The following is a 26,032-nucleotide window of genomic DNA, read 5'->3' on the forward strand; positions in this document are numbered from 1 at the left end:
GCTGTAGCTGCCGTTCGCGATGGGCAGCTATGGCCAAATGCACTAGCAGTAAATCCGAGCACCTGCTGCCCTTCCCTCACATTTCTACCTGAGTTCCCAATTCAATCACTCTGTTCAGTGGCAATTTGAAATACTTCAAATTGCTGTTGGCGTTCTTCAACAGAAACGCGAACAGGCTCTCTCTCCAGCGCGCCATACCAATGCGCTTGGTGGGGATCACCGTCTCCCGGCTGAGGAAATAGGTCGTGCGCATCGGGCTGAAATCCAGCTCATTCAAGTGACAGAGACTCAAGGCCAAGGGTACGTCAGGCTCTTCCATAAAACCGAAATGGAGACTGACACGGAAGAACCCTTCGCCATAGGCCTCTACCTCAAACCGTCGATCAGCGGGTACCCGAGGGCTGTCTTCGGACACTACGGTGAGCAACACCACCTGCTCGTGCAGCACTTGGTTATGCAGCAGGTTGTGCAAGAGTGCATGGGGAACCGCATCGGCCCTGGCCGTCAGAAAAACCGCGGTGCCTTGCACCCGATGCGGAGGCTGTGAACGAATGCTGCTGATAAACAACGGCAGAGGCAGCGCGGTCTCGTCCAGACGCTCGACGATGATCTTTCGCCCCCGCTTCCAAGTGGTCATCAAGATGAACAGGCCGATACCGGCAATGACCGGGAACGCGCCCCCCTGGAATATTTTCGGCGCATTGGCCGCGAAGTACAGGCTATCGACCAGCAGAAAGCCGAGCAGCATCGGGATGGCCAGCCAACGTGGCGTTTTCCAGAGGAGCAGCACGACAGCCGAAGACAGAATGGTGGTGATCAACATGGTGCCCGTCACAGCGACCCCATAGGCAGCTGCCAATGCACTGGACGACTCGAAACCGATCACCAGCAGCACCACACCAACCATCAACGCCCAGTTAACCGTGCCGATGTAGATCTGCCCCTGCTCCTGGCTTGAGGTGTGCTGGATAAACATCCGAGGGACGTAGCCTAGCTGGATGGCCTGGCGCGTAAGGGAGAAAGCGCCGGAGATCACGGCTTGAGAAGCGATAATGGTCGCCAGTGTCGAAAGCGCCACCATCGGCAGCAGTGCCCAGCTCGGCGCGAGCAGATAGAACGGATTGCGTACAGCTTCCGGACTCTCAAGGATCAGGGCACCCTGGCCAAAATAATTGAGCACCAGCCCTGGCAACACCAGAAGGAACCAGGCACGGGAAATCGGCTTGCGGCCAAAGTGACCCATGTCGGCATACAGTGCCTCTGCACCGGTCAAAGCCAGCACCACGGCACCCAAAATCGCAACGCCGATGCCTGGGTGAACCATGAAAAACTGCACGCCCCAAGCAGGATTGAGGGCTTGTAGCACTTCCGGGCGTTGCAAAATCCCGTAGATTCCAAGTGCACCCAACACCACAAACCACAGCACCATCACTGGGCCAAAGAGGATGCCGATACGCGCCGTTCCATGCTTCTGGATCAGGAACAGCGCCACCAGCACGATCACCGACAAGGGCACCACCCAGTGCTCTATTCCGTCAAACGCCAGCTGAAGCCCCTCAACCGCAGAAAGCACCGAAATTGCCGGGGTAATCATGCTATCCCCGTAAAACAGTGCTGCCCCGAACAGACCGAGCAGAACCAGCACCTTACTCATGCGCGGAATCGGCGCTGCCGCACGGCGAGCCAAGGCGGTCAACGCCATAATGCCGCCTTCGCCCTGGTTGTCTGCTCGCAGAATGAATAACACGTATTTGATCGAGACGACCCAGATCAGCGACCAAAAGATCAACGACAGAATGCCTAGCACGCCGTCGTGATTGACCTGAACACCGTAGTGACCGGAAAACACTTCCTTAAGCGTATAAAGGGGGCTGGTGCCGATGTCTCCGTAAACGACGCCGACAGCCGCGACGAGCATGCCCACGCCTGACGTTTTCGATGAAGAGTTTTCGTGTGCAAGGGTCGCTGTTTCACTCAAGGCGGCATCTCTCAATTAACAGGGAATATCTGCACGCCATCCTTGGGCAATACACTTTTCCACGGCCCTTGAAAAAGCCGGGCTCATGGACGTTATAAAAGACGCCGCCAGTATCGTTGCGGGCAGAAATGCTGACCGTAAAGAAAGCGTAAAAAAGTTGCAGCACCACAGCAGGAATCTGGCTTTATGCGCTCCCGGTTCGCGGAACGAAACCATCGCGCAGGGTTCATTTTCTCAATGGCAGATGTCACACCGCGTCGAGGAAATCCATGCAGTGGCTAGGCCGGTTAATTTCTTCAGTTGATCGCGGTACGCTGATTGCCGTTGCCCCACAGACCAGATGTCCACTCAAACTAAATGAGGAAGTACGGGGATGCGAATTATCGGGTTCATGGCGGTTGTGGCGCTCTTCGGTGCGACCTGCGTGGTTGCCCAAGGTGTTCACCAGGAACCCCGGCAAACCAAGGCGGACATCACGACCGACTACGCTGACGGGTTTTCCGGTGGCCCCGATTATTGGGACGTCGCAAACCTCTCAAGCGGCGAAACTCTCAACGTGCGCAGCGAGCCCGGTGTCGGCAAGCAGATCGTCGGCGCGCTAGTGATCGGCGACCGGGTACGCAACCTGGGCTGCAAACCGGTGGGTTCCAGTCGTTGGTGCCAAATCGAGGCTGGCCTCAAGCAGAAGTTTACCGGTTGGGTAAACGGCAGGTATCTGCGCGAAGCCGCCGGCCCACCATAAGGTGCCACTTCCAGCAGCGCTGCCACGGGCTCGCTGCCTTGCGCGACAACGCTCGGTCAGTCGAGCAGCGTTTTGCTCTTCGTCATAGTCAGGCTCAACAGTACCGAAACCAATATGATGCCGCCGACGGTCGCCAGCGACCATTGGATCGGCACGTGCCACCACGGCGCGACCAGCATCTTGCCGCCGATGAACACCAGTACGATGGCCAGGCCATATTTGAGCAAGTGGAAGCGGTAGGCCAGGTCGGCAAGCAGAAAATACAGTGCGCGCAGGCCCATGATGGCGAAGATATTGGAGGTGAATATGATGAAGGGGTCGGTGGTGACGGCGAAGATAGCCGGGATGCTATCGACCGCGAAGACCAGGTCGCTGGCCTCGATAAGTACCAACACCAGGAACATCGGCGTCGCCCAGCGCAGGCCGTTCTGGCGTACGAAGAAGCGCTCGCCATGAAAGCCATCGGTGATGCGAAGATGGCTACGCAGCCAGCGCAGCAAGGGGTTCTTTTCGAGGTCTGGCTGCTGGTTGGCGAAGATCAGCATCTTGATGCCGGTGATGATGAGGAAAGCACCAAAGACATAGAGTAGCCAGGCAAACTCCCGCACCAGCCAGACACCGGCGAAAATCATACCGGCGCGCATGATGATGGCGCCGAGCACGCCATAGAGCAGGACGCGGCGTTGCAGCTCTGGCGGCACGGCGAAGTAGCCGAAGATCATCACGAAAACGAACATGTTGTCGATCGACAGCGACTGCTCGATCAGGTAGCCCGTCAGGAATTCGAGCGTTGTACGCTGGGCGATTTCGGCGCCGAACATGCTGCGCAGATACCACCAGAGCAGGACGGCGAAGACCAGCGCCAGACTGATCCAGGCGATGACCCAGGCCAGCGCTTCGCGCACCGAAACACGATGCGCCTTGCGCCCGCCGAAGACGAACAGATCGAGGGCCAGCATGGCAAGGACGAATACGATGAAGGCGGCCCACATCCAGGGTTGGCCGACGCTGATGGCGGTCATTGACTGTCTCCGCATGAAGCAGCAATAGGCTGGAGGAGTCATGCTAACGAGCCTGTTACATCAGCAAAAATCGTTTATTCATTACCAATAGTTCGTTTTTTTCGAAGTGTTGAGTCAGGTGCTCAACTGCCGGCAATCGCTTTGGTTGTGCTACGTGGTCAAGGCGGGTGGCATGGCCCGCGGTTCCAGCAGCCCCGTTTACTGCGCGGTCGTGATGAAAAGGTCTGCTATATCCTTCACCAGCCCTGGCAACTGGCAAGCCGGTGATGCAGGCGTATATTGACAGTGTCGATCCAGGTAGTGAGGCGATAAAAGATCGCCAATGGTGGGACAAGCGAAAGTGCTGGGGGCGCTAGCCAACAACCCAGAACGTTTGGAGGTGTCACATGAGGCAGTATCAACGACTCTTTCTGATCGCAGGTCCGACCATGCGTCACTCGCCGGCGATGGAGCGGGCAATCGCACTGGCCGACGCCACAGGCGCAGCGCTGCACATCGCGGTGTTCATCGAAGACTTCGACCTTATGCGGTTAATGAGCAACAGTGAACAACTTCGCGAGAGTTGCCGGCAGGAGAACCTGCAGTGGTTGGAGGATGAAGCCGGACTCATGCGCAGGAAGGGCATCAATGTGACCACCGAAGTTGCATTGACCCGTGACCCGCTGCAACAGATCCTTGAGCATGTGGCTGAAATGCAGCCGGACCTGACTATCAAGGACGTACATCATGAATCAGCGCTCAAACGCGTATTCGTCACGCCTTTGGATTGGCAGTTGTTGCGCGAATGTCCCACGCCCATACATCTGGTCAGCGAAGTCAGGTGTCCGCTTCCTCGGGTAATCGTGGCAGCGGTTGACCCATCGCATCCAGAGGGTCAGATCAGCGGAATCAACGACAGTGTCATTCAGGCGGCGAACGAATTGGCGACGCAGTGTGATGCTGAATTGCACCTGCTGTATGCCTATGAACTGACACACACACATTTCTCTGATGCAGGCGCTGGCGCCGTGACGATGCCAGGCTTCAGCAACGACGTGCGCCGGTCACTCGAAAAATGCTTCATTGCCTTGGCGGCGCGCCACGGCGTGCCACCTGAGCGACAACACTTCATTGCAGGACCGCCAACCAAAGCAATGGCCGACTTTGCCACGCATACTCGAGCGGATGTCTTCGTGATGGGAAATACCCATCACAAAGGCGTGGACAAGCTGGTTGGCAGTACCACGGAGCATGTTCTGTATCAGGTGCCTTGCAGCGTTTTGGCCATCAAGGGAGAAACGGATGCCTGAAGAAAAAACCGCCACTATCGCAGCCGGCTGTTGGTGTCGATGTGGTTTTGACCCAAGCTGCTGACTTCAGCTGACCCTTGGGCGGTCTCCAGGAAGACACGCAGATCGAGCCTTCAGCGGCCGCTGCTGAGTCGGGAGATGGGCCAGCGATAGCGCGGCGTGCGGACAATTCGCGCCTCTGGTTTACGCCCTGGTGCTGCATCGCTGTGAGCGTCGATAACCAGGAACCTGCGTCGCTTCGGCAGACTCGGCCGGTCGTTTGGCGACGTACGGCAACTCACCTTTTAGCGTCCACTGCCGATAAGTTGGTGTGCAAATGAGTTGTTCTCACCGACTGCCGGGAATTTATGCCTAACGATCTCCCCACTATTTCTTGTTCCCCAACCAATCGTTCAAGCGTGGCCCTGACCCGCGCTTCGCTGTTCAAGTTTGTTGGTCTTTTGGCAGGCGTGTTTTTGCTCGCGTGCGGCTCGCTTGTTTATCTTGCGCAAAAACTGGATGGCGCGGAGGAAGTCAAGAGTGCGTTCTACACCAGGAAGGCCGTGCAATCGTTGGAAAATTCGCTGCGCTCTACCGTCAAGGATTACGCATTCTGGGGCGATGCTTACAAGCACTTGCACACTGAAGTAGACACCGACTGGGCGTATGTACGACAAAATATCGGCACCACTCTTTACACGGACTTCGGATTTCGCGGCTTGTTTGTCGTCAATGATCTCAATCGCACCGTTTATTCCGTGGTCGACGGGGAGAAGGTGTCAGTTGAAGCAGAACAATGGCTCGAGCAGTCCATCGACGCAATTCTCGACAAGGCCCGCGAGGGAGCCGAATCCGAAACGCCTACCACTACGTTCGTCAATATCGGAGGGATACCCGCCCTGATCGCTGCAGCAGCCATTACCCCGGGAACCGATCCGACGGTTAAAACTGATGACAGATCGGCGTCGGTGCTGATTTTCGTGGATCCGTTGGACAGCGCCAAACTTGCAGCGATGGGTCGGGACTTCGGAGTGGAAGGCCTGCACTTGGCCACTGCCGATGATATTCACTCGCAATCTGTGTACCCCTTGGGTGAAACCGGTGCCGCAGGCAGTCTGCACTGGAGCCCGCACAGGCCAGGTCTGCAATTGCTCGCACTCGGGCTGCCCCTTGTGGGGATCGCTGCGCTGTTGGTGTGCCTGATGACGTGGGTTATCTTGCGTCGAACCACCGCCGCTGCGCAGGCACTTGATGCCAGCTATTTATCGCTGCAATGCAGTCAGGCCGACCTCGCCACCAGTGAGGCGCGCTTTCGCGATGTCGTTGAGGCCAGCTCGGACTGGGTCTGGGAAATGGACGGTGGCTGGCACTTCACTTATCTGTCAGAGCGGTTTGAAGAGGTCACAGGCCTTTCCCGGGAGGCATGGATTGGTGCGGCAATGGATGATCTGTTGCGCACTGAGCTAGGCACGGTCTCTCAGTGGCTCAGTATTCCGAATCGTCGGCCGGACATCAGCGTGCAGTGTCGTTACCTGGATACAAATGGCCAGGAACGAATCACCCGTCTATCAGCGCGAGCAATGGCGGGAGGAGGATTCCGGGGAACGGCAACCGACGTTACGGAGGAAGTCAAAGCTCGCCGTCGAATCGAATTCCTCTCACAGCATGACGCCCTGACCGGCCTGCCCAACAGGACCCGTCTCCAAGAGTTTCTGGATGGCAAACTCAAAGCTGTGCCGACGGTGGAACAACCCTTGGTCATGCTAAGCCTGGACCTTGATCGATTCAAACCGGTCAATGACCTGCTAGGACATGCAGCAGGCGATCTGGTGCTCAATCAGGTCTCGAGCCGTTTGGCAGAATGCGTTCGCCACGGAGACCTTGTCGCCCGTATTGGTGGGGACGAGTTTGTTCTGATACTCACCGATGTCGGTTCCCAGGAGGAAGTCGAGACCCTTTGTCGCCGTCTGATCGAGTCCGTCGAGCAACCGATAGAGGTCAGTGAACAAGAGGTGTTTGTCAGCGCCAGTATTGGCATTGCCATGGCACCCAACGACGCATGCGAGGCGAGCGAGTTGCTACGTTATGCCGATATCGCGTTATACGAAGCAAAGGCCGGGGGACGTAACACCTGGCGTTTTTATGCGGGAGACATGAACGCCAGAATTATTGAGCGGCGTCGTCTGGAAAGTGATCTGCGCTTCGCGATCAGGAATGGAGAACTTCGACTGCATTTCCAGCCGCGCTATCGGATCTCGGACGGAGAGATGGTCGGCGCCGAAGCGCTGGTACGGTGGCAACACCCTGAGCGCGGTTTGATAGCGCCGGATACTTTTATTCTCATTGCTGAAGAGTCCGGGCTGATTCTTTCCTTGAGCGACTGGGTCATCGACACGGCCTGCCGTTGCGCCGCAGGGTGGCCGGAACATTTGTTTGTATCGGTCAACCTTTCACCTAGCGAATTCAAGCGAGGCAACTTGGTGGAACGCGTGCAGAAAGCGCTGCACGACTCCGCAATCGACCCTACCCGGGTGGAGTTGGAGATCACTGAAAACGTCATGCTCGAAGATGCCACCGGCGCACTGGAACTCATGCGTACATTGAAGCGCCTGGGCGTGCGAATAGCCATGGACGACTTCGGCACGGGTTATTCATCACTGAGTTATTTGCGCACATTCCCCTTCGACGGCCTGAAGATAGACCGCAGTTTTCTGAGCAAACTGGTAGAAACAGATGATCAGTCCATCATCCAGGCGATCGTGGGATTGGGCCGCGCCTTATCGCTCACCGTGACGGCAGAAGGGATAGAAACCGCCGAGCACTTGAAGTTGCTCAAAGCGGTATCGTGCGATGAAGGCCAGGGCTTTTTTCTGAGTCGGCCTCTTGAAGCCGACGACTTCAACGTGTTGGTGAAGGCCAGAAAAAGTACAGGCTCCCCGAGCAGGGTTTGAAGCGCGGCCCTGCGCCGGCGAGCTCGCTCCTTCAGGGTTCGTCGTGCTCAGGGCTTGCTCATTTTTCTGCCTTGCGTGGATCATCATGGCTATCGATGTATTCAAGCCCCAGCGGCCCCGTGCCGTAAACCTGCGAGATGTACTCTCCTGACTTCGCCCAATGAAAGTGCGGCGTATTGGCCGGCAAAATCACGACGCTTCCGGGGCCATAAGCAACCAGTTTGTCCGGATCAAAAACAGTGCCAAAGCCGATATAGAACACCCCGGACATGACGGTATAGATACGATCTTCAGGATGGGTATGGGGCATCAACCGGGTGCCATTCGGCACTTTGACTCGCACCACGTAAGGTGCCGGCTTACTGGGGTCGCCAGCCACGACAGCGAGTTTCACTTCTTTCGGGAATGCGGGAAAACTGCGCCATTCCACCTCTTCATTGTGTAACGCAGCCACTTTATCGAGTGGCAATGGTTGTGCCTGAATAAAAGGCGCGCCTGCGCTTGCGACAAAAAGTGCCGCCAGAGAAGCCGTTTTGAGAATGCTCTGAATCATGAGAGACACCTTGGCGATGCAGTGGACATATCGACGGGCTGACTCTATTCGTGATTGGCATTGCTGATAATGGCGCGGCCGCGCAATACAGATGATCCACGATGTAATCAATGTGCCGACGAAACCGCGTTTGCCAGGGCGCGCCTCATCATCATGCTCAGCGTAGTCACGCCGTACGCCCTATCAATACTGTCGATGTTCACCATCACGGCAATGAAGTTCTCTTAAAAAATCCGCGGCGTAACATTGGCTCCATACCAACCAAATACACCCCCGGAGCACACGATCATGAAACGCCAAACCATCCTCAGCATCGCTTTCTCGGTTTTCGCAATCAACGCTTTTGCCGCGACCTCTGTTCAACCCGTCGTCGCTGAAGGCGGCTCGGATCGACTGATCGAAAGCCGTGTGGCTGAAGGTGGCGCTGATCGCCTGCTGGAAAAACGCAATGCTGTAGCGGCTGATGGTTCGGATCGTTTGAAAGGTAATGAAGTCGCCGCCGATGGTTCCGACCGCCTGCAAGGCAACACCGTCGCTGCCGATGGCTCCGACCGCCTGAAAGGCAACGAAGTCGCTGCCGATGGCTCCGACCGCCTGCAAGGCAACACCGTTGCCTGAAAGTTGAATCGCTTCCCCGCAACACCTCGAAAAGCCCGGCCTGATCAGCCGGGCTTTTTCGTGCGTGCTTCCACAAGGAACGACACGGCAGCGTAGTCATCAACGACCGATCAAAGCACTCGACAACAACGTCTCCAGCCCCATCGGCCTGGCGAAGTAATACCCCTGGGCCTGCCCCGCGCCTATTTCGCGCAGCAGATCCAACGTGGCTTGATCCTCGACGCCTTCGGCCACCACGCTCAGGCCCAGCGATTCGGCCATGCGCACGATGGCCCGAACGATTGCACGACTGCGCGGGCTGGTGGTCAGCTCAAGGATGAACGACTTGTCGATTTTCAAGCCGCTGAATTGGTACTGATGCACGTAGCTCAGGGATGAAAAACCTGCACCGAAGTCATCGAGCACCACCGACATGCCGTTGTCGGCCAATTGCTGCATGGTCTGTTGGGCAATCGCCGGCTCAGCCACCAACGCCCCCTCGGTCAACTCCAGGCAGATCCGTGAAGGTGAGACCCCGTGCAGCGCCAACAGGGCAAGTACATCATTGGCGAAATCCGGGCGCGTCATGCTGTAGCTGGAGCAATTGACGTGCACCGCAGGCCAGTTGGCATGCTCGGGCCGGGCAAGGATCGCGGCGATGCTGGCCAGCATGTACAGGTCCAGTCGGCCGATCAGGCGCAACCCCTCTACATCCGGCAAGAACTCGCCCGGTGCGATCACCCGGCCGCCCGGCTGATGCCAGCGGATCAGCGCCTCAAGGGCCAGCAGTTCGCCGCTTTCGACGCTGACAATCGGCTGGAAATACGGGAGTAATTCGTCGGTACGCTTGAGGGCGTTGCGCAAGGCCCCTTCCCGCTCCATCTGGTCCGACACTTCGCGGCGCACTTCCTGGTTGAACACCGCGTAGCTGTCACGCCCGGCACTCTTGACCCGGTACATCGCCGCATCGGCATCGCGCAGCAAGTCGGCTGGCTCGTTGTGGTACTGCTTGTCGGCGCTGACAATTCCGATACTGCAGGACGAAAAAACTTCATGGCCATTGATGAAAAACGGCAAGTCAAACGCCAGCAGAATCCGCTCGGCGATTTCAATCACCGCGTCCAGCGACGCCTCGGGCGCGAGCACCGAAAACTCATCGCCGCCCAGACGCGCCAGCATGTCGGTTTCGCGCAGGCAGCCGCGCAGACGGTGAGCGGCTTGCATCAACAGCAAGTCGCCAAAATGATGGCCGAGACTGTCGTTGACCATCTTGAAGCGGTCGAGATCGATGAACATCACCGCCAGGTGTCCGCCTTCGCTGCCGAACCGCGACCAGGCCAGATTGAGGCGCTGTTGCAGGTAGGTGCGATTCGGAAGCCCGGTCAGCGCATCGTGGGAGTTTTCGTGTTGCAGTTTGGCATTGGCATGATCGAGCTCGCGGGTGCGGTTCTGCACCCGGGCTTCGAGTTTGAGGTTGGCGGCATGGATCGCTTCGGCGGCGGTGCGGCGCGACAACGCCGTGTCGATGTGTCGCGACACGAACGTCAGCAGTTCCTGGTCGCGCAGCGTGTAGCACACTTGCGAGGTATAGCTTTGCACCGCCAGCACGCCGCGCACGACGTCGCCATCGAACAATGGAATGCCCAGCCAGGAATAGGACCGGACGGACTCCCGGGCCAATTCGATTTCACCGTTTTCGGCCAGTCGTTCAGCCTCGCCGACGTCAATCAGGCAAGGCCGACGTTGGCGAATCACATACTCGGTGAGGCCCCGGCGACCTCGCCGTGCCGCCGGGCAAATGGTCTGCCGCTCATCCACATAATAGGGAAAGGTCACTTCGCTGGTGGCGTCGTCGAACAGCGCAATATAGAAATTCTGCGCGAACAGCAGGTCACCGACGATGCCATGCAGGGTTTGGAACAACTCAGCCATGTCGCCTGGCTGGCTCGACAGTTCGGCGATCTGGAACAATGCGCTCTGTAGATGCTCGGCGCGCTCGCGTTCCGCCACTTCCTGGCGCAAGGCGTCGTTGAGCGCCGAAAGCTCCAGGGTACGGCGCATCACCGTCTGCTCCAGGTCCTCGCGGTGCAGAATCCGGTCCAGTGCCATCGCCACGTGTCGCGCCACCACCAGAAACAGCGCGCGATCTTCAGCGCTGTAGATGCGGGAGACATCGTAGACCTGCATCGCCAGCATGCCGAACACGTCATCCGAGGCGTTTTTCAACGGTGCGCCCATCCAGAACTCGGGACGATCACCCACACAGTAGAAACGCTTTTCTGACTGAGCCGCGAGGATCCCGGCGGCGTCGATCAGCAATGGCTGGCCAGAGGTCAACACTTGGCCGGTCAACGACAGGCGCGCGGGATCAAGGTATTCGTAGTGCGAAGACTCCACGGCATCAACATCGATGATGTCGACGTAATACGGATAATCGATCTTGCCACTGTGCGGGTCATACAACGCGAGATAGAAGTTCTCGGCGTCGATCAGACTGGCCAGCAGTTTGTGCACCCCCACCAGAAACACGGAACGGTCGCGGGTTGAACTGGCCAGGTAGGTGATTTCATACAACACACGCTGAGTAATCTGCGCACGGGCAAGGGTGTTGGTCTGTAGCTGAACGCCCAGACGCAGGGCAAACTCGGCGAGTGCCGGATCCGCGGCCTCGGTTTGCGGCGCAAGTAGCCAGCCCAACACACTTTCGCCTCTACCGGTCGGCCAGCAATGCAACTGCCGGGCCTGGCAAAAGGCTTCAAACGCTTGATGCTCGATGTTTGAGGGCCACTGCTGCTGCGGGTTGCCTTGGCCGACCCAATGCAGCTGTTCACCGGCGCGGTAAAACACCCATGCGGTGGTGTGGCTCCAGTTACACGCCGGGCCGAGCAACTGCTCAAGCGAGTCGTCACGGCCAATGCCGGCCATACCGACCCGATCCGGATTGTCGTTTGATTGAGGTGAAGCTGTTTCGCAATCGAACGATTGCCGTGGGGAGTCGGTCAATCCGGCAAAACTCATCAGCGCTCCCTGAGCCAAAAACTGGCGATACTGACCAACTGCTAGCAAAGTGCCAGTTATCTTCCCATTTAAAGCTTACAGTGTTTTTTTTCAACAACTTTATTGGTTTGAATGACGACCGTGAGACGGGCAGCCAGTTATTCGCGATTTGTTGAACAGAACAACCGTGCGACGCAACTCAACAACTATGCCCTACCCCCAACGCTTCCGCCATGCGAACCAGGTCGGCAAAGGACCGCGCGTGCATCTTTTTCATGGCATGGGAGCGGTGGATCTTGATGGTGATTTCGCTCAGATTCATCTCACCAGCGATCTGCTTGTTCATCAGGCCTCTTACGGCAAGGGCCATGACTTCTTTTTCCCGGACCGTCAGTGACTGGTAGTCGGCATGCAGGTTCGAAGATTGCCGTTCGAGTTCCCGGCGCTTGATATCGGTTTGCAGCGCAGACGACACCGCGTCGAGCAGGTCCTGTTCACGAAACGGTTTTGCCAGAAAATCCACGGCCCCTGCTTTCATCGCCTTGACCGACATCTCGATATCGCCATGGCCCGTGATGAAAATAATCGGGATCGCGGTGTTTGACTCAACCAGTTGACGCTGGAAATCCAGGCCACTATTGCCTTGCAGGCGCACATCGAGGACCAGGCAACTGGCGCTCGCGGTCTTTGGCTGAAGGAGAAACTCCGTGGTTGAAGCGAAGGTTTCGACACGGATGCCGGCAGAGCGCAATAGATTGCTCAATGCATCGCGAATGGAGGCGTCGTCATCGACCACGTACACAATAGAACCATTGCTTTGCGGCTCACTGGAGGGTGCGCTCATGCATGGAACTCTTCGGAAAATTGAGGAAAAAAAAGTGTAGCACAGCCTGATTGGGTGTCTGGGATGCCTTTCCTGCCAAGTGCCAGCAGCACAGCCAGGCACTTGAAGCTATGCAATAAAACGCGGCTGCAACGCTGAAATCAACGAGAAAAAACCCCGTGGCGAACGCAGTAGCGCGTCGACCTGGGTACTGTAACTTTTCCCGCGAGTGCACCAACTGCAAAAGTGTTCGCAGTTATTGGAGAAAATCCGGTAATGGCGTTCACCGACTCTCGAGCGCGCGCGACTGACGATTTCATCGCTGGAATATTCGCAATGTTCCCGCAGTACCCAGACGGGTTTGCCGCTGGCGAAACTGTCCAGATCAGTCACCTCGATCGGCCCCGGTTTGATTGAACTGCTGTACCCGGCGTAATGGGCGACACAGCCGCCTCCAAGGTAGATCCCATGATGGACGTAAAACCGGCGCGGACTGATCAGATGCGAGCCCACTGGCACTTGGCTCAGTGACCGTTCGATGTTTATCAGCGGTTCGGCGCACAGGTAGTTCTGTAACAGGCGAGCATCTGACACCCGGTTGAAAACGGCGGTTATCAGCGCCACTGCTTGCAATGCTTTTGCACGCAGAAATGAACACTTTTCGATGACATTGGCTATTGAGCTTTTCACGATAAAGTTCTCCGCAACCCTTGAGGCTCAATATATCGCCGGGGTTGCGGAGCTTCATTTGTACCTGCGATTAGTTCGTTCGAACCATTAATATGCCCCACTTAAACTTAAGTATTAAGTCAGCCCTGCAGCACCGGCAGCGTGAACTGGACAGTGGCCCCGCAAGGCTGGTTGGCACCTGCCCATAAACGCCCGCCATGGGCTTCGATGATCGAGCGACAGATCGACAAACCCAACCCCAGGCCAGTCGGCTTGGTGGTGTAGAACGAGGTGAATACCTGGTCGGTGTTGTCCACGGGAAATCCCGGGCCTGAATCACTGACGCTGACCCGCAAATAGCCGGCATCGCCCGGCACCACGCTGATCTGCAATTGCCGCTCGCCTTCCTTGGTACTGCTCATGGCTTCCAGGGCGTTCATGATCAGGTTCAGCAGCACTTGTTGCAGCTCGACACGATCGCCTTCAACCAGTGGCAGTCCATCGGTGAGCTGGGTCTGCAATACAGTGCCACTTTTCATGATCTGGCTACGGGTAAAGCCGATCATTTCGCCAATGGCCGCGTTGATGTCCACCGGCCCTTTCTGCGGCGGCGCCTTGCGGATGTGCCCGCGGATCCGCCCCAGTACATCCGCTGCCCGGTTGGCATCCTCGATCAGGCGGCTGAGCACATGACGGACTTCGTCGAGTTCAGGTGGCTGGATATTCAACCAGCGCTGCGCGGCATTGGCGTTGAGGATGGCGGCAGCAATCGGCTGGTTGACTTCGTGAGCGATCGACGCCACGAGCTGGCCCATGGTCGCGACGCGGTTGGCGTGGGACAACTCGGTCTGCACCTCACGATAGCGTCGTTCGCTTTCGCGGATTTTTTCTTCCGCCTGCTTGCGTTCGCTCAGGTCCAGCACGAAAGCCACGCCTTCCTTGCTGTCCGCTTCAAACATGGCCAGCCCCACAATGACTGGCAGTCGACTGCCATCCTTTTTGAAGTATTCCTTTTCGAAGGGTTGGGCGTGGCCGGTTTGTACCGCCTCCAGCATGGAGCGCTCGCTGGCTTCGCGATACTCCGGCACCGTCATCTCACGCCAGCTCATGCGGCCCGAGACAAGATCCTCGCGAGTGAAGCCCAGCATGCGCAGGAACGCATCATTGGCCTCGACGATGTCACCTTCGGCGTTCCATACGACAATGCCAATGATGTTGGCGTCCACCAGACGCCGGATTTTTGCCTCGCGCTCTGCGACCTCGCGGTACAAACGAGCATTTTCCAGCGAGATCGCCGCCTGCGACGCCACCAGTTTGAGCACGGCGATCCGGTCGGGGCTGAACACCCTGGCGGTCAGATTGTTTTCGAGGTAGAGCGCCCCCACCAACTTGGCCTGGATCATCAGGGGCAGGCAGAGAATCGACCGTGCACACTGCTGACGAATGTAGGGGTCGGTAGCAAACATCGCCTCGGCCGCGGCATCGTCGAGCACAAGACTCTCGCGGGTGCGCAACACATGATAGAGAACAGACTCCGGCAACAACTGCGCGCTGACCGGTGAATCGCTCAATTGCGTTGTATTGTCGCTGGTGACTTGTGCTGCTATGCGCAGCTCTGCCCCTTCCGTCAGGATCAACAACCCCCGTTCGGCACCGGCCTGTTCGATGGCGGTGAACATGACCGTATCGATGAGTTTTTCCAGCATGATTTCACCCGACAGGGCCTGGGACACCTTGAGTACCGTGGCAAGGTCCAGGTGTTCGACCGCCGCGGCCATGGTGGTGGTCGGGCCGAGCCTGTGTTCTTCGGATCTCAGCGAAGGATACTTTGCGTCCAGCTGCCGCACCTTGCCATCGGCGCCCCAACGTAAATAGCCGTAGCGGGCGTCCTGCAGATAGGCATGGGCAATCCTGACCAGACCGCGCTTGGCGTAGAAGCGTGATGCAAGTTCGCTGGCAAGCGCCTCTATATGGACAAAGCCGGTCTCCTGTGCCTGGTGAATCGCTTGCTCGTACAACAATTCGGCATCAACCACACGCCCCTCGATTCGGGCAATTTCAGCACCGACCAAAGTTGCCCTGCTGGCAAAGTTTTCCGGGCACTGTTCCGCCCAGGTCTGCAGTTGCCGACAGTCAGCCGCCATGGCGAGCAGATGTTCCGCTTGCTCGCTCACCGGGGTGCCATCGCAGCAGGCTGCACGGGCCAGTGCATCATAGAAATAAAACTCGGCTTCCTCGAAGAACGCCTGACAAACCCAGAGTAACCGCTGCGCCTTGGCGGCGGCTTTCATGGCCGCTTCAGGTTCATCGGCGAGGTAGCGAGCCTGCAGTTTGCGGACCCAGTACAAGCACTCAGCCAATACCAGATCCGGGCTACTGGACAAGTGGGCTTCGGTGCCTTGCTCACTCAACTCGCCTTCATCAAGACGACCGAAGGTAGGCGTCAGGCCTCTCAACATCCGGATCAGCTTCAATTGTGTGACGATAAAATCAACCACCAAACCGAAGCGCACCTTCCTGGCGTAAGCCAGCCCCTGTTCAGACTCACCTTGCACCTCGGACAACGGCTCGCCGGCGAAGAGCAAGTCGGCAGTGAGATTGTTGCCGGCATAGGCGCCATAGGGCAGATCACCGATACGGTTCGCCGCCACAAACGAACGGCGCAGCAGGTCGCGGCATTGCTTTACGGGTTTCATCCAGCGCACAGCGAAACACGAGAAGCACAGATAGGTACTGGCCTCGAATCGAGTCAGGCCGCGCTGTTCAACCAGGTCGCAACCCAACTGACCGAATCGAAAGCCTATCTGGTAGTCGCCGAACCGCCGACCGGCGACCCTGAACACGTTGGCGTAGAGCACACACGACGCATCGCAGTTACCCCACTCGAGGCTCAGGCTGACCGCCTTGCAAATCAGCAGGTCCGTCAGGTTCGCATCGGTTTGTAAGGCAGGCGCGAAGAGTTTGCCCAGTGCATTGACTGTCACAAGGGACGTCGGATCAGTCATCAACGGCAGATCGATAAGTTCCTCGATTGCCCGATCCCCCAGCAACGACCCGATGTGGTCATACTCACGCCGCACTTCATCGTCACTCGGATGTGCCGACCACTTGATACCCACATGCTGCAGGTAAGCGAGACAGACAGCGACCGCAGCATCGCTGCGGTCCAGAAGCAGGTAGACGTCCATTTGCAGACAAGCAACGCTGGCTCGCTCTGTCACCGTTATGGCGCGCGCCGAAAGCGCCGTCAGACGTTCGTTCGCGATAGCGAGTTGACCGGTCAGGAGTTCGCATTCGGCCCTGTTCAACTCCAGTGCAAAGATCAGCCCATGCCGGCGCCCCCAGCAGTCTTCACCCGATAATTGCACACCCATGCTCAGATAATTAAGCGCGGAAGCGTATGCAGTCGAAGCCTTGGCACGCTGGCCTGCAATCAGGTTGAACTCGGCCAATTGCTCCCGCTCGCCCCGCTCAGCGAGCAGCGACGCGCCGAGATTAAGCTGGCCGACGATTTCAAAGATTGACGCTTCCAGATCCTCTGCAGGCGTCTGCGACGCCAGCAGCCGGCCGATTCTCAGGTGGGCCTGGGCGCGTGAGTCCTTGGGGATCAGTGAATAAGCGGCTTCATGGATGCGGTCATGGACAAAACCATAGGCATCGTCCAGCCGTTCGACCAGTTCCTGGCGGATCGCCTCCCACAACACGGTACGAACCTGCGCCTTGGGTACGCCCATGGCAGTCGAAAGCGCGGTGATGCCGGCAACGTGCCCCAGACAGGCAAGTTGCTGCAACGCCTGCTGTGTCTCGGCCTTCAAGCGGGACAGTTTATCGACCATAAGGTCGACGATGTTCTCGGTATAACCCTTGGCATGGATACGATCCGGATCCCAGCACCAGCGCCGCGCCTCATGATCGAACGTCAGCAGTTGCTCCTCGGCGAGCGCTTGCAAAAACTGGATCACGAAGAAGGGATTGCCGGCGGTTTTGTCCAATACCAACTGCGCCAGAGGCTCGATACGCGCCACCTCGGCATGCAGCGCCTCGGCGATCAACTGTTCGATGTGCGACTTGGCCAAGGGCGCCAGGGTGATTTCATCGACCCGACCGCCCGCATTGCGAATGGCCCTGAGTTTACTCGACAGCGGGTGCGTGCCATCCACTTCGTTGCTGCGATAGGCGCCTACCAGCATCAGGTGGCGCACATCCGGACTGGTCAGCAGGTCTTCCAGCAGATCGAGTGTCGCCGCATCGAGCCACTGCAAATCGTCGAGAAACAGGGCGAGCGGGTGTTCGGCCCGGGCAAAAACGCCGATAAAGCGCCGGAACACCAGAAGGAAACGCCGCTGCGCCTGTTGCGGGTCCAGGGCCGGGACCAGTGGCGGCTCGCCGATGATCAGCTTGAGTTCCGGGATGAGGTCGGTCATGAGCCGCGCATTGGCATCCAGCGCCTGTTGCAAGGCCTCACGCCAGTTCGCCAACTCCGTATCGTTCTTGCCCAGCAGCGAGCGCACCAGGCTTTGAAACGCCTGCACCAGCGTCGAATAGGGGACGTCGCGCCGGTACTGATCGAACTTGCCGGAGGCGAAGATTCCGCGCGGTGGTACCAGCACTTTGTGCAATTCGTTGACCACCGACGACTTGCCGATGCCGGAATAGCCGGTGACCAGCACCAGCTCCGGCGCGCCGTTTTCAACGATTCGGCCGAACGCGGCAACCAGCTTGTCAACCTCCCGCTCGCGCCCGTACAGTTTCTCGGGAATCAGCAAGCGGTCGCAGGTGCCGTGTTCGCTCAGGGTAAATGCATTGATCTGGCGCTGTTGCTGCCAGTCGGCCAGGCATCTGCGCAGGTCATGCTCAACGCCCGCCGCCGTCTGATAGCGATCCTCGGCGGTTTTGGCGAGCAGTTTCATGACGAGGTCGGACAGTGCTTCGGGAACGCTTTCAACGCGCGAGCTCGGTGGCAGCGGTTTCTTCGCGATGTGGCAATGCACCCACTCGATCGGGTCGGTGGCGGTGAACGGCAGCGAGCCGGTCAGCATCTGGTACAGGGTGACGCCGAAGGAATAGAGATCGCTGCGCGAATCGATCGAGCGATTCATCCGGCCGGTCTGCTCAGGCGCCATGTAGGCGAGCGTACCGGCGATGGTCTCCGGCGCGTGCCGCTCGCGGGGCAGCCGTGAAGCAAGACCGAATCCGGTGAGCCGGGCCTGCCCGTCGGCACAGTTCACCAGGATATGACTGGGCTTGATGTCTTTATGCACAAGTCCACGCTGATGAAGCTTGCCCAGGACCACTGCAATGCCAATGGCGTGATACAAAAAGCTGGTGATGTCCATGGGCGCCTCCAGCAACCGAACCAGCGGCTCGCCACCGGGGTCTTCGAGCACCAGTTGCATCTGCCCGGCTTCACGCAGCATTTCAAGCGGCCGTACCGCCCAACTGCCTTCCAGCTCATCCTTTAATGCAAATTCATGGGCGAGACGGCCAAGACAGGCCGGCAGCGGCTGTTCGGCAGCGGGACGCGCCACCAGAACGTGGCTTTCACCGCCAGCACTGGAGCGTAATTCCCGACAGAAGATACGCTCACCATCGTCCCAAAGAATTTGCATGTTGTTATCCATCGCAGAGGGAACAAAAGTCGTGTTTTGCCTGGCATTTGCCGTCGGATCAGCCATCCGGAAGCGTCGCGCCGCTTCAGATTAGCTGTTTATTGGCACGCGCCAAGTACGCATGCTCGCCATATGAGCAATTGAACACCGCCCACGATGTCATTGAATGGTCGGTGGTACATCAACACTTAGATCTTAGCGACCTATACATAGATATACTTTTCCCCCTTTCAGTACCGCGTATCGTGTAGTAACGACAGGCGCATTCACGAGCCAGACCACATGACGCAAAACACCCCGATGCGCACTGCAACCACCATTGCCATCGTCGATGATGACGATTCCGTCCGCGGTGCCCTGGAAAGCCTGGTGCGATCCAGTGGCTACAAAACCCGAACCTATTGCAGCGCCGTGGAGTTCCTCGACGCCAACGCCACCACTGAAACAGATTGCCTGGTTTCCGACATCCAGATGCCGGGGATGAGCGGCGTGGAGATGCTTGAGCGTCTCATCGCGACGGGTTACCACATCCCTACAATTTTAATCACTGCCTATCCAGGAGCGGCTCCGCCCCTGGGCTCCCATTCCCCAGAGCTGATTGCCTGCCTGCCCAAACCCTGTGACGCCGACAGGTTGCTCAACTGCATCGAAGCCGCCCTCCTCCAGCGTCACTGAAAACACATGCTGACGCCAAATCGAATCCCGTCTCGAAGCGCTTCTACCCGTACCTCGTTGGGCTAAACGGCACGAATTCATTACCACGCCAACCGCGACCACAGGGCGGCAGTGACCTGCCACCCGGCCGTCGCGTATCGATGAGTCCGGCTCACTTTTTGATCGGTGTCACCAGCGGCATATCACCGCTGTCGACCACGAACACCGCCAACAGGCGCGCAGGTTCGGTGTCGCTGGCGTTGGCGCTGACTTCGTGCACGGAACCCGGCTCTTCTACGAAATTTTCGCCGACACGGTAGATCTTTTCAGGCTCGCCTTTGATCTTGATGCGGAACGAGCCCTCGAGGACCGTGGCATAGATGAATGCGGTTTTCGGATGGGTGTGGGCTGGCGATGCGGCGCCTGGCCCATACTCGACCATCACACCTTTCATGCTCTTGCCGGGGATGTTGGGAATGGGACGGTCGAACACGACGGTCACCTTGCCGGGGGGTGGCTCAGCGGCCGAAACCGACGCTGCACCGATCGACAGCGTTGCAAAGACAGCGGCTAACAGCAGACGAGTAACCATGGTGATTGCTCCTTCGTGGATGCGAAAGTGATGATGCGCAGGGTTATCGGGTCGAGGACTGAGCGAGCCAGTCTTCGAAGCGGATGGCGCCCAGGCGTGCGTTCTTGCCGGCGGTCAGCGATTGGTCGTCGAGCACGGAGCCGAAGTAACGTGCGTTCACGTCCGCAACGACCTTGCGGTTGTCCTGGGTGGCCCGCAGGAAGCGCCTGACCAGTTCGTCGATCGGCAAGGCTTCGGGACCTGCGACTTCGACCGTGCCATTGACCGGTGCCGCCAGCACCACGTCGGCCAGCGCTGCCACGACGTCATCAGACGCCATTGGCTGAATCAGCGCCGGCGAAGCGTAAATCGCGTCACCGACGGCGAACGATTGGGCAATGCCGCCGACGAACTCGAAGAACTGCGTGGCCCGCAGCAGCGTGTAAGGAATGCCGGACGCCTTGATCAGTTTTTCTTGCGCGACCTTGGCCCGGAAGTAACCGTTATCGGGCAACCGATCAGTGCCGACAATCGACAACGCGACATGATGGCGAACCCCGGCAGCCGCTTCGGCGGCCAGCAGGTTGCGGCTCGAGGTTTCGAAGAAATCGAGAACGGCCTGATCTTCCCACGACGGCGCGTTCGCCACGTCCACCACGACATCAGCACCATCCATCGCTTCGGCCAGGCCTTCGCGGGTGATGCTGTTCACGCCTGTGCTCGGGCTGGCGGCGAGCACGTCATGCCCGCGTTCCTGAAGGATGTTCACAAGTTTCGATCCGATGAGGCCGGAGCCTCCGATGACGACGATCTTCATGGGTTTTCTCCATTTGTCGACTGCAACCGTTGCGTCGGTGTGGAACAAGAATGCCTGGGCATCCGGACCGAGTCCTTGCGCCGGCCTTGGCTTTGTCTTGGCGAATCCTTGGATTTATGTCCAAAGCGGCTGTCCAACCGCCCGGATCGCAGACGGTGCAGCGGCTTTTGAGCTGCCGTATCATTAACGTTCAATCGACAATCGCCTGGGACACGGAGTCGAAGGCGCTGCGCCAGGGGAAGCTCACGTTGCAGTTCGCATTTGATGATTTCGTGCTCAATCAGGATCGCCGGGAACTGACTTTGCGCGGGCAGGCCGTCGCTGTCGGCCCGCAGGTCTTCGATCTGTTGCTGCTGTTGGTCAGCAACCCCGATCGCGTGGTCAGCAAGGACGAATTGCTTGAAGGGGTGTGGAGCGGTCGGATCGTCTCGGAGTCAACGATCACCAGCCACATCAACGCAGTGCGCAAGGCTATCGGCGATACCGGCGAAGAACAGCGTCTGGTGCGCACGGTGGCCCGCAAGGGTTACCGTTTCGTCGGACAGGTCAGGGTCGACGACAGCGGACAAGCGCCACCAGCCGACCTTGATCGACAGCCCGTGCCCCCCAGGCAAGCATCCCCTGCTGTTCTCGCCCTGCCGGACAAACCCTCGATTACGGTCCTGCCTTTCCATAACCTGAGCGGCGATCCGGAGCAGGAATACTTCGCTGACGGCGTCGTGGAAGACATCATCGCCGCGCTGTCGCGTATCCGCTGGCTGTTCGTCATCGCGCGCAACTCCAGCTTCACCTACAAGGGCCGGTCAGTGGACGCTCAGGGTGTAGGCCAGGAATTGGGAGTGCGTTATGTGCTTGAAGGCAGCGTGCGCAAATGCGCAAACAAGGTGCGCATCACCGGACAGCTGATCGACGCGACAAGCGGGACGCATATCTGGGCGGAGCGCTTCGAAGGTTTGCTCGACGACATCTTCGAGTTGCAGGATCGCATCACCGAAAGCGTGGTCGGCGCCATCGCGCCGCAACTGGAACAGGCAGAAATCGAGCGCGCCAAACGCAAGCCGACGGAAAGCCTGGGCGCCTACGATTACTATTTGCGCGCCATGGCCAATCTGCACAGCGGCAGCCGCGAAGCCATCGAGCAGGCGTTGCCGATGTTCTACACAGCGATCGAGCTCGACCCGGAATTTTCCTCGGCCTATGGCATGTCCGCCTGGTGCCACTTCTGGCGCAAGCTCAATGGCTGGATGGCCGATCGACCTGGCGAGATCGCCGAGGGCATTCGCCTGGCGCGCCTGGCGGTGGCTTTGGGCCGCGATGATGCGGTTGCATTGACCCGTGGCGGCCATGCACTGGCCCATCTCGCGGGTGAAGTGGACAGCGGCATCGCCCTGCTCGACAGGGCCAGGCTGCTCAATCCCAATCTGGCACCCGCCTGGTACCTGGGCGGCATCCTGCGCGCATTGCACGGTGAAACAGACATGGCCATCAAGGATTTGAGCCATGCCGTGCGCTTGAGTCCGCTGGATCCGGAAATGTTCAGAATGCAAGTCGGGATGGCGCTCGCGAATTTCTTCGCCGGTCAATTCGATGCCGCCGCCCACTGGGCGGAAAAGGCACTGGGCAACCTGCCCAGCCTGCTTCCCGCCGCGGCGCTGCTGGCGGCCAGCCATGCCTTCGGCGACCGAATGGATAAGGCGACACTGGCGATGCAACGCCTGCGTGAGCAGGACCCAACGTTGCGCCTGTGCAACCTCCAGGACTGGCTGCCGATCCAGCGGCCTGTGGATCTCGCGCTGTTCGCCGACGGACTGCGGTTGGCGGGCATGCCGGAGTGACAGACAGCCCTTAGGCCGCTGGTCGCATGCCACTTGATCTATAGATTCATAATGCCTAATTTTGTGTCTATGGACTCAGTCAGGTAACGAACATGGCCGTCGCCGCGCAAGCGCAATCGTTCAGCAAAAACCAGTGCGTCACCGGGCTGCGTGCCGCCGTGAGCATTTTGGAAAAATGGCAGGCCAGCAGCGAGCAGGCGTGTCACATTCTGCGCATTTCCCGCAGCACCTACACCCGCGCACGGCAGCGTGACCCTGACTGGTCAGTGGCGCTGGATGCAGACCAGATGCAGCGCATCAGTTTTGTGCTGAACATTCACGCCACCCTGCGCCTGGTGTTCGATAACCCCGAGAACGTCTACGGTTTCCCGTCGATGGCCAATGACAACGAGTTTTTCAATGGCCGCAGCCCGCTGGAGATCATGGCCCAGGGCGACATGATTTCGTTGTACGAAACCTTCCGGCGCATTGATGTGCTGCGGGGCGCGCAGTGGTGAAGGTGGCTGAGCTGCCGGTGTTTGCCGGCAAGCCGTTGCAGGCGTATCGGCTGGTCAACTCGAAGTTTCCGCCGATTGCCTTGTTCGAAGACGTGGCTGACGCGGACGAGTTCGACGTGCTGTTCGAGATTCAGGCGCTGGTCAATCCCCGACTGAAGAATGAAGTGGGTCAACTGGAGCTGATTCCACGAAGTGAAATTCCGTTCGGCATCCCCGGGTGTTCCTATGCGACGGCGCCGTTTACGCACGTCAATCCGGCCGGTTCGCGGTTCAGTGATGGCAGCTTTGGGGTGTTGTACCTTGCCGACTCGATGGAAACCGCGCTGGCCGAGGTGCGGTATCACCAGAGCCTGTACTGGTCGAAAGTGCCAAGCCTGAACTATGAACGCTTTGTGTTTCGCGGGCTGACCTGCACTTTTGGTGATGCGGGAATGAAGGACGCGGCCACCCTGCCGACCCATGACCCGATCTATGCGCCGGACGACTACAGCCAGTCACGAGTGCTGGGCCGGGAAATCAGGAAGGCTCGCTGCCCCGGGCTGCGCTATCACTCGGTGCGTCTGCCGGGCAGCTTGTGCTGGGCATTGATGACGCCCAAACCTGTGTCGTCGATCATCCAGAGCGCCCATTACGAGATGGTCTGGAACGGCCAGATCACCAGCGTCAGCCAGATCAGCGAGGCTTGAGGCGGCGTTTCTTGCCTGCCGATCGGGCAGCTCAATGGCAACAACGCTGGCCGACCCGGCAGAAACACGATGCCGATATCTCCACATCGGCACGGGCCATGGCCAGATCGAGGCGGATCTTTGCAGCCGCCGCTTCTGCCTCGCGCCCCAGGCGCGTCAGGCATTCGACATAACCATGCAGGCTCCAGACGTTGTCCAGATGCCAGGATGCCCGGCTGAGTGTGTTATCCAGTCCCAGATCGGCGCGATAGGCCTGCAAGGCTTCTTCTACCCTGCCCTGCTCAAGCAACAGGGCGCCAAGCGCGTGGCGTACCGGTTGCATCCAGCCCCAAGGCTCGTCATACGGCAAGTGATCGTCCAGCGCTTGTGCCTCGCGCAGGTGGGCGAAGGCCTCGTCCACATGACCTTTGCGGTACTCGATTTCCCCGCGCAACATGCCCCCGGCCACGGCCAGGATGTCGTTGCAGGTGTTGTTGAACAGGTAGCGAGTGTCCGGCACCCGTGCCCAGGCTTCGAGGAAGTGCTGCTGTTCGGCTTCAGCGGCAGCGACCTGCCCGCACGCCGCGTGCGCCACGCCTTTGGCGTAATGCAGTATGGCGGTGGTCACGCAGTACAACGCCGGATCGTGGGGTAACGGCGTTGCGAGAATGTCCTGCCATTTGCCGAAGCGGATCTGCACGTGCAGCTTCATCGAAACGAAGCCTTCCAGCCAGTCGGCCATGGGCGGTTGCTCAACGCGCAGCAGTTCTTCCTTGATCGTCGCGCTCATCTGTTCGGCAGCGTCCAGCGCCGGTTGATACTGGCCGAGAAACATCGCTGCATAGAGTTTGAAGTGGTAGTTGTGGCATCGGTACAGGGTGTAGAAATTGAGCGGGCCTTCTTGCGCCAGGTATTGGCTGTCGACCTCGATCGCGCGGCTGTTGGTGATCATCGCGCCACGGTAATCGCCGCACAGCACGTCGATGTGCGACGGCATGTGGCGCAAATGACCGGCGTCCGGCACCAGGTCCCGCAGCATGTCGCCGGCGCGCAGTGCCCGTTCCGGGTACGGCGACATTTCCATGGTATGCACATACATATGCAGCACGCCGGGGTGCGGTGTCTCACCCTTCTGAGTCATGCGCTGCAGCGCCTGCTCCAGCACGGCCACAGTTTCCAGCGTGTCGGCGCCGGGGGCCGGAGTGCCGGTTTTCAGGTCCTAGAGTTGCCAGGGCGTGCGGTCGATCAACGCTTCAGCGAACAGTGCCGTGACATCCGGATCGTCGGGAAAGGCTTGGTAGACCTCACGCATGGCGGCGGCGTAAGCATCGTTCCAGGTGAGGAGTTCGTCGAGGGTCGTGGCCTGCTCGGACTGATAGCGTTGCTGCAGTGCGCGAATCAGCGCCTGTTCCACCGCCGTTGCGCCGTCCAGGTGCACCAATGCAATTTGCGTCGCCAACCGGGCCTGGGCCACGGCCTCCTTGAGTTCCTGCTCGATGAAAGCATCCCAACGCTTGTTGTAGTTGGGGCCGCTGGCATAGGCGATCCCCCAGTAAGCCATCGCACATTCGCGGTCATGTTCGAGGGCTTTGTGAAAGCAGCGGATGGCCTCGTCGTGGTTGTAGCCGTAGCACCACATCAGGCCGCGGTCGAACCAGAGCTGGGCTTGTGGCGAACTCGTTGTCACCGGGCGGCTGTAGGTGCCCAAATCGTAGTAGTCATGCATCGGTTTACCCTCCCGATCAGAGCGTGAAACCCGCGAAGAAACAGGATACCCCCACGCT

The 26,032-nt window shown here is 58.7% G+C and carries 19 protein-coding genes; 8 read left to right on the top strand and 11 right to left on the bottom strand.

Features of this window, described 5'->3' with window-relative positions; translation table 11 throughout:
* Positions 1-76: 76 nt before the first annotated feature.
* Positions 77-1,978 carry a potassium transporter Kup gene (locus D8U69_RS00855; protein WP_177434538.1) on the bottom strand — a complete coding sequence of 634 codons (1,902 nt, stop codon included), beginning with the start codon at positions 1,976-1,978 and terminating at the stop codon, positions 77-79.
* Positions 1,979-2,351: 373 nt separating this feature from the next.
* Here D8U69_RS00855 and D8U69_RS00860 point away from each other — a divergent pair, with 373 nt between their 5' ends.
* Complete coding sequence (locus D8U69_RS00860) at positions 2,352-2,720, top strand: SH3 domain-containing protein (RefSeq protein WP_130905069.1); 369 nt, start codon at positions 2,352-2,354, stop codon at positions 2,718-2,720.
* 56 nt (positions 2,721-2,776) lie between these two features.
* On the opposite strand, the gene D8U69_RS00865 is transcribed toward D8U69_RS00860, so the two are convergent.
* Entirely contained in the window at positions 2,777-3,742 is a 966-nt protein-coding gene (locus tag D8U69_RS00865) for a TerC family protein (protein WP_056856799.1), read from the bottom strand.
* Positions 3,743-4,128: 386 nt separating this feature from the next.
* Here D8U69_RS00865 and D8U69_RS00870 point away from each other — a divergent pair, with 386 nt between their 5' ends.
* Complete coding sequence (locus D8U69_RS00870; protein ID WP_056856800.1) at positions 4,129-5,031, top strand: universal stress protein; 903 nt, start codon at positions 4,129-4,131, stop codon at positions 5,029-5,031.
* Positions 5,032-5,378: 347 nt separating this feature from the next.
* Entirely contained in the window at positions 5,379-7,961 is a 2,583-nt protein-coding gene (locus D8U69_RS00875) for an EAL domain-containing protein (RefSeq protein WP_130906473.1), read from the top strand.
* Positions 7,962-8,019: 58 nt separating this feature from the next.
* Here D8U69_RS00875 and D8U69_RS00880 read toward each other — a convergent pair whose 3' ends face one another.
* A complete protein-coding gene (locus D8U69_RS00880; protein ID WP_056856802.1) occupies positions 8,020-8,514 on the bottom strand; it encodes a cupin domain-containing protein in 495 nt (164 codons plus the stop codon).
* A gap of 288 nt (positions 8,515-8,802) precedes the next feature.
* On the opposite strand from D8U69_RS00880, the gene D8U69_RS00885 reads away from it, so the two are divergent.
* The gene (locus D8U69_RS00885) at positions 8,803-9,132 is read left to right on the top strand and encodes a hypothetical protein (RefSeq protein WP_130906474.1); all 330 of its coding nucleotides are present in this window, start codon (positions 8,803-8,805) and stop codon (positions 9,130-9,132) included.
* A 99-nt stretch (positions 9,133-9,231) separates the two neighbouring features.
* On the opposite strand, the gene D8U69_RS00890 is transcribed toward D8U69_RS00885, so the two are convergent.
* The 4 genes from D8U69_RS00890 to D8U69_RS00905 form a co-directional block, all read right to left on the bottom strand.
* A complete protein-coding gene (locus D8U69_RS00890) occupies positions 9,232-12,129 on the bottom strand; it encodes an EAL domain-containing protein (protein ID WP_130906475.1) in 2,898 nt (965 codons plus the stop codon).
* Between the two features lie 178 nt (positions 12,130-12,307).
* Positions 12,308-12,952, bottom strand: coding sequence for a response regulator transcription factor (locus D8U69_RS00895; RefSeq protein ID WP_130905073.1), 645 nt, complete (start codon positions 12,950-12,952; stop codon positions 12,308-12,310).
* 108 nt (positions 12,953-13,060) lie between these two features.
* Positions 13,061-13,621, bottom strand: a complete 561-nt coding sequence (locus tag D8U69_RS00900; RefSeq protein ID WP_130905074.1) for a lecithin retinol acyltransferase family protein — start codon at positions 13,619-13,621, stop codon at positions 13,061-13,063.
* 119 nt (positions 13,622-13,740) lie between these two features.
* The gene (locus D8U69_RS00905) at positions 13,741-19,209 is read right to left on the bottom strand and encodes a trifunctional serine/threonine-protein kinase/ATP-binding protein/sensor histidine kinase (RefSeq protein ID WP_130906476.1); all 5,469 of its coding nucleotides are present in this window, start codon (positions 19,207-19,209) and stop codon (positions 13,741-13,743) included.
* A gap of 282 nt (positions 19,210-19,491) precedes the next feature.
* Between D8U69_RS00905 and D8U69_RS00910 the strand changes: the two genes are divergently transcribed.
* Positions 19,492-19,884, top strand: coding sequence for a response regulator (locus D8U69_RS00910; RefSeq protein WP_130905076.1), 393 nt, complete (start codon positions 19,492-19,494; stop codon positions 19,882-19,884).
* A 151-nt stretch (positions 19,885-20,035) separates the two neighbouring features.
* Here D8U69_RS00910 and D8U69_RS00915 read toward each other — a convergent pair whose 3' ends face one another.
* Both D8U69_RS00915 and D8U69_RS00920 read right to left on the bottom strand, forming a co-directional pair.
* Positions 20,036-20,455: a cupin domain-containing protein gene (locus D8U69_RS00915; RefSeq protein WP_056856810.1), complete on the bottom strand. Its 420-nt coding sequence runs from the start codon at positions 20,453-20,455 to the stop codon at positions 20,036-20,038.
* Between the two features lie 43 nt (positions 20,456-20,498).
* Complete coding sequence (locus D8U69_RS00920) at positions 20,499-21,251, bottom strand: SDR family oxidoreductase (protein ID WP_056856811.1); 753 nt, start codon at positions 21,249-21,251, stop codon at positions 20,499-20,501.
* 248 nt (positions 21,252-21,499) lie between these two features.
* On the opposite strand from D8U69_RS00920, the gene D8U69_RS00925 reads away from it, so the two are divergent.
* From D8U69_RS00925 to D8U69_RS00935, 3 genes are all read left to right on the top strand, one after another.
* Positions 21,500-23,086 carry a winged helix-turn-helix domain-containing tetratricopeptide repeat protein gene (locus D8U69_RS00925; protein WP_130906477.1) on the top strand — a complete coding sequence of 529 codons (1,587 nt, stop codon included), beginning with the start codon at positions 21,500-21,502 and terminating at the stop codon, positions 23,084-23,086.
* Between the two features lie 92 nt (positions 23,087-23,178).
* A complete protein-coding gene (locus tag D8U69_RS00930; protein WP_130905078.1) occupies positions 23,179-23,583 on the top strand; it encodes an antitoxin Xre-like helix-turn-helix domain-containing protein in 405 nt (134 codons plus the stop codon).
* The gene (locus tag D8U69_RS00935; protein WP_056856813.1) at positions 23,577-24,269 is read left to right on the top strand and encodes an RES family NAD+ phosphorylase; all 693 of its coding nucleotides are present in this window, start codon (positions 23,577-23,579) and stop codon (positions 24,267-24,269) included. The genes D8U69_RS00930 and D8U69_RS00935 overlap by 7 nt, the downstream gene beginning before the upstream one ends.
* A gap of 31 nt (positions 24,270-24,300) precedes the next feature.
* On the opposite strand, the gene D8U69_RS00940 is transcribed toward D8U69_RS00935, so the two are convergent.
* Entirely contained in the window at positions 24,301-25,389 is a 1,089-nt protein-coding gene (locus D8U69_RS00940; RefSeq protein WP_241668633.1) for a hypothetical protein, read from the bottom strand.
* Positions 25,390-25,467: 78 nt separating this feature from the next.
* Positions 25,468-25,974, bottom strand: coding sequence for a tetratricopeptide repeat protein (locus D8U69_RS29685; protein WP_241668634.1), 507 nt, complete (start codon positions 25,972-25,974; stop codon positions 25,468-25,470).
* Positions 25,975-26,032: the final 58 nt, after the last annotated feature.

This window comes from Pseudomonas sp. Sample_16, assembly GCF_004307665.1.
Classification (GTDB): domain Bacteria; phylum Pseudomonadota; class Gammaproteobacteria; order Pseudomonadales; family Pseudomonadaceae; genus Aquipseudomonas.

Coding starts and splice junctions, on each gene's coding strand:
- D8U69_RS00860 (WP_130905069.1), top strand. CDS start 2,352: ATGCGAATTATCGGGTTCATGGCGGTTGTGGCGCTCTTCGGTGCGACC.
- D8U69_RS00865 (WP_056856799.1), bottom strand. CDS start 3,742: ATGACCGCCATCAGCGTCGGCCAACCCTGGATGTGGGCCGCCTTCATC.
- D8U69_RS00870 (WP_056856800.1), top strand. CDS start 4,129: ATGAGGCAGTATCAACGACTCTTTCTGATCGCAGGTCCGACCATGCGT.
- D8U69_RS00875 (WP_130906473.1), top strand. CDS start 5,379: ATGCCTAACGATCTCCCCACTATTTCTTGTTCCCCAACCAATCGTTCA.
- D8U69_RS00880 (WP_056856802.1), bottom strand. CDS start 8,514: ATGATTCAGAGCATTCTCAAAACGGCTTCTCTGGCGGCACTTTTTGTC.
- D8U69_RS00885 (WP_130906474.1), top strand. CDS start 8,803: ATGAAACGCCAAACCATCCTCAGCATCGCTTTCTCGGTTTTCGCAATC.
- D8U69_RS00890 (WP_130906475.1), bottom strand. CDS start 12,129: ATGAGTTTTGCCGGATTGACCGACTCCCCACGGCAATCGTTCGATTGC.
- D8U69_RS00895 (WP_130905073.1), bottom strand. CDS start 12,952: ATGAGCGCACCCTCCAGTGAGCCGCAAAGCAATGGTTCTATTGTGTAC.
- D8U69_RS00905 (WP_130906476.1), bottom strand. CDS start 19,209: ATGCAAATTCTTTGGGACGATGGTGAGCGTATCTTCTGTCGGGAATTA.
- D8U69_RS00910 (WP_130905076.1), top strand. CDS start 19,492: ATGACGCAAAACACCCCGATGCGCACTGCAACCACCATTGCCATCGTC.
- D8U69_RS00915 (WP_056856810.1), bottom strand. CDS start 20,455: ATGGTTACTCGTCTGCTGTTAGCCGCTGTCTTTGCAACGCTGTCGATC.
- D8U69_RS00920 (WP_056856811.1), bottom strand. CDS start 21,251: ATGAAGATCGTCGTCATCGGAGGCTCCGGCCTCATCGGATCGAAACTT.
- D8U69_RS00930 (WP_130905078.1), top strand. CDS start 23,179: ATGGCCGTCGCCGCGCAAGCGCAATCGTTCAGCAAAAACCAGTGCGTC.
- D8U69_RS00940 (WP_241668633.1), bottom strand. CDS start 25,389: ATGACTCAGAAGGGTGAGACACCGCACCCCGGCGTGCTGCATATGTAT.
- D8U69_RS29685 (WP_241668634.1), bottom strand. CDS start 25,974: ATGCATGACTACTACGATTTGGGCACCTACAGCCGCCCGGTGACAACG.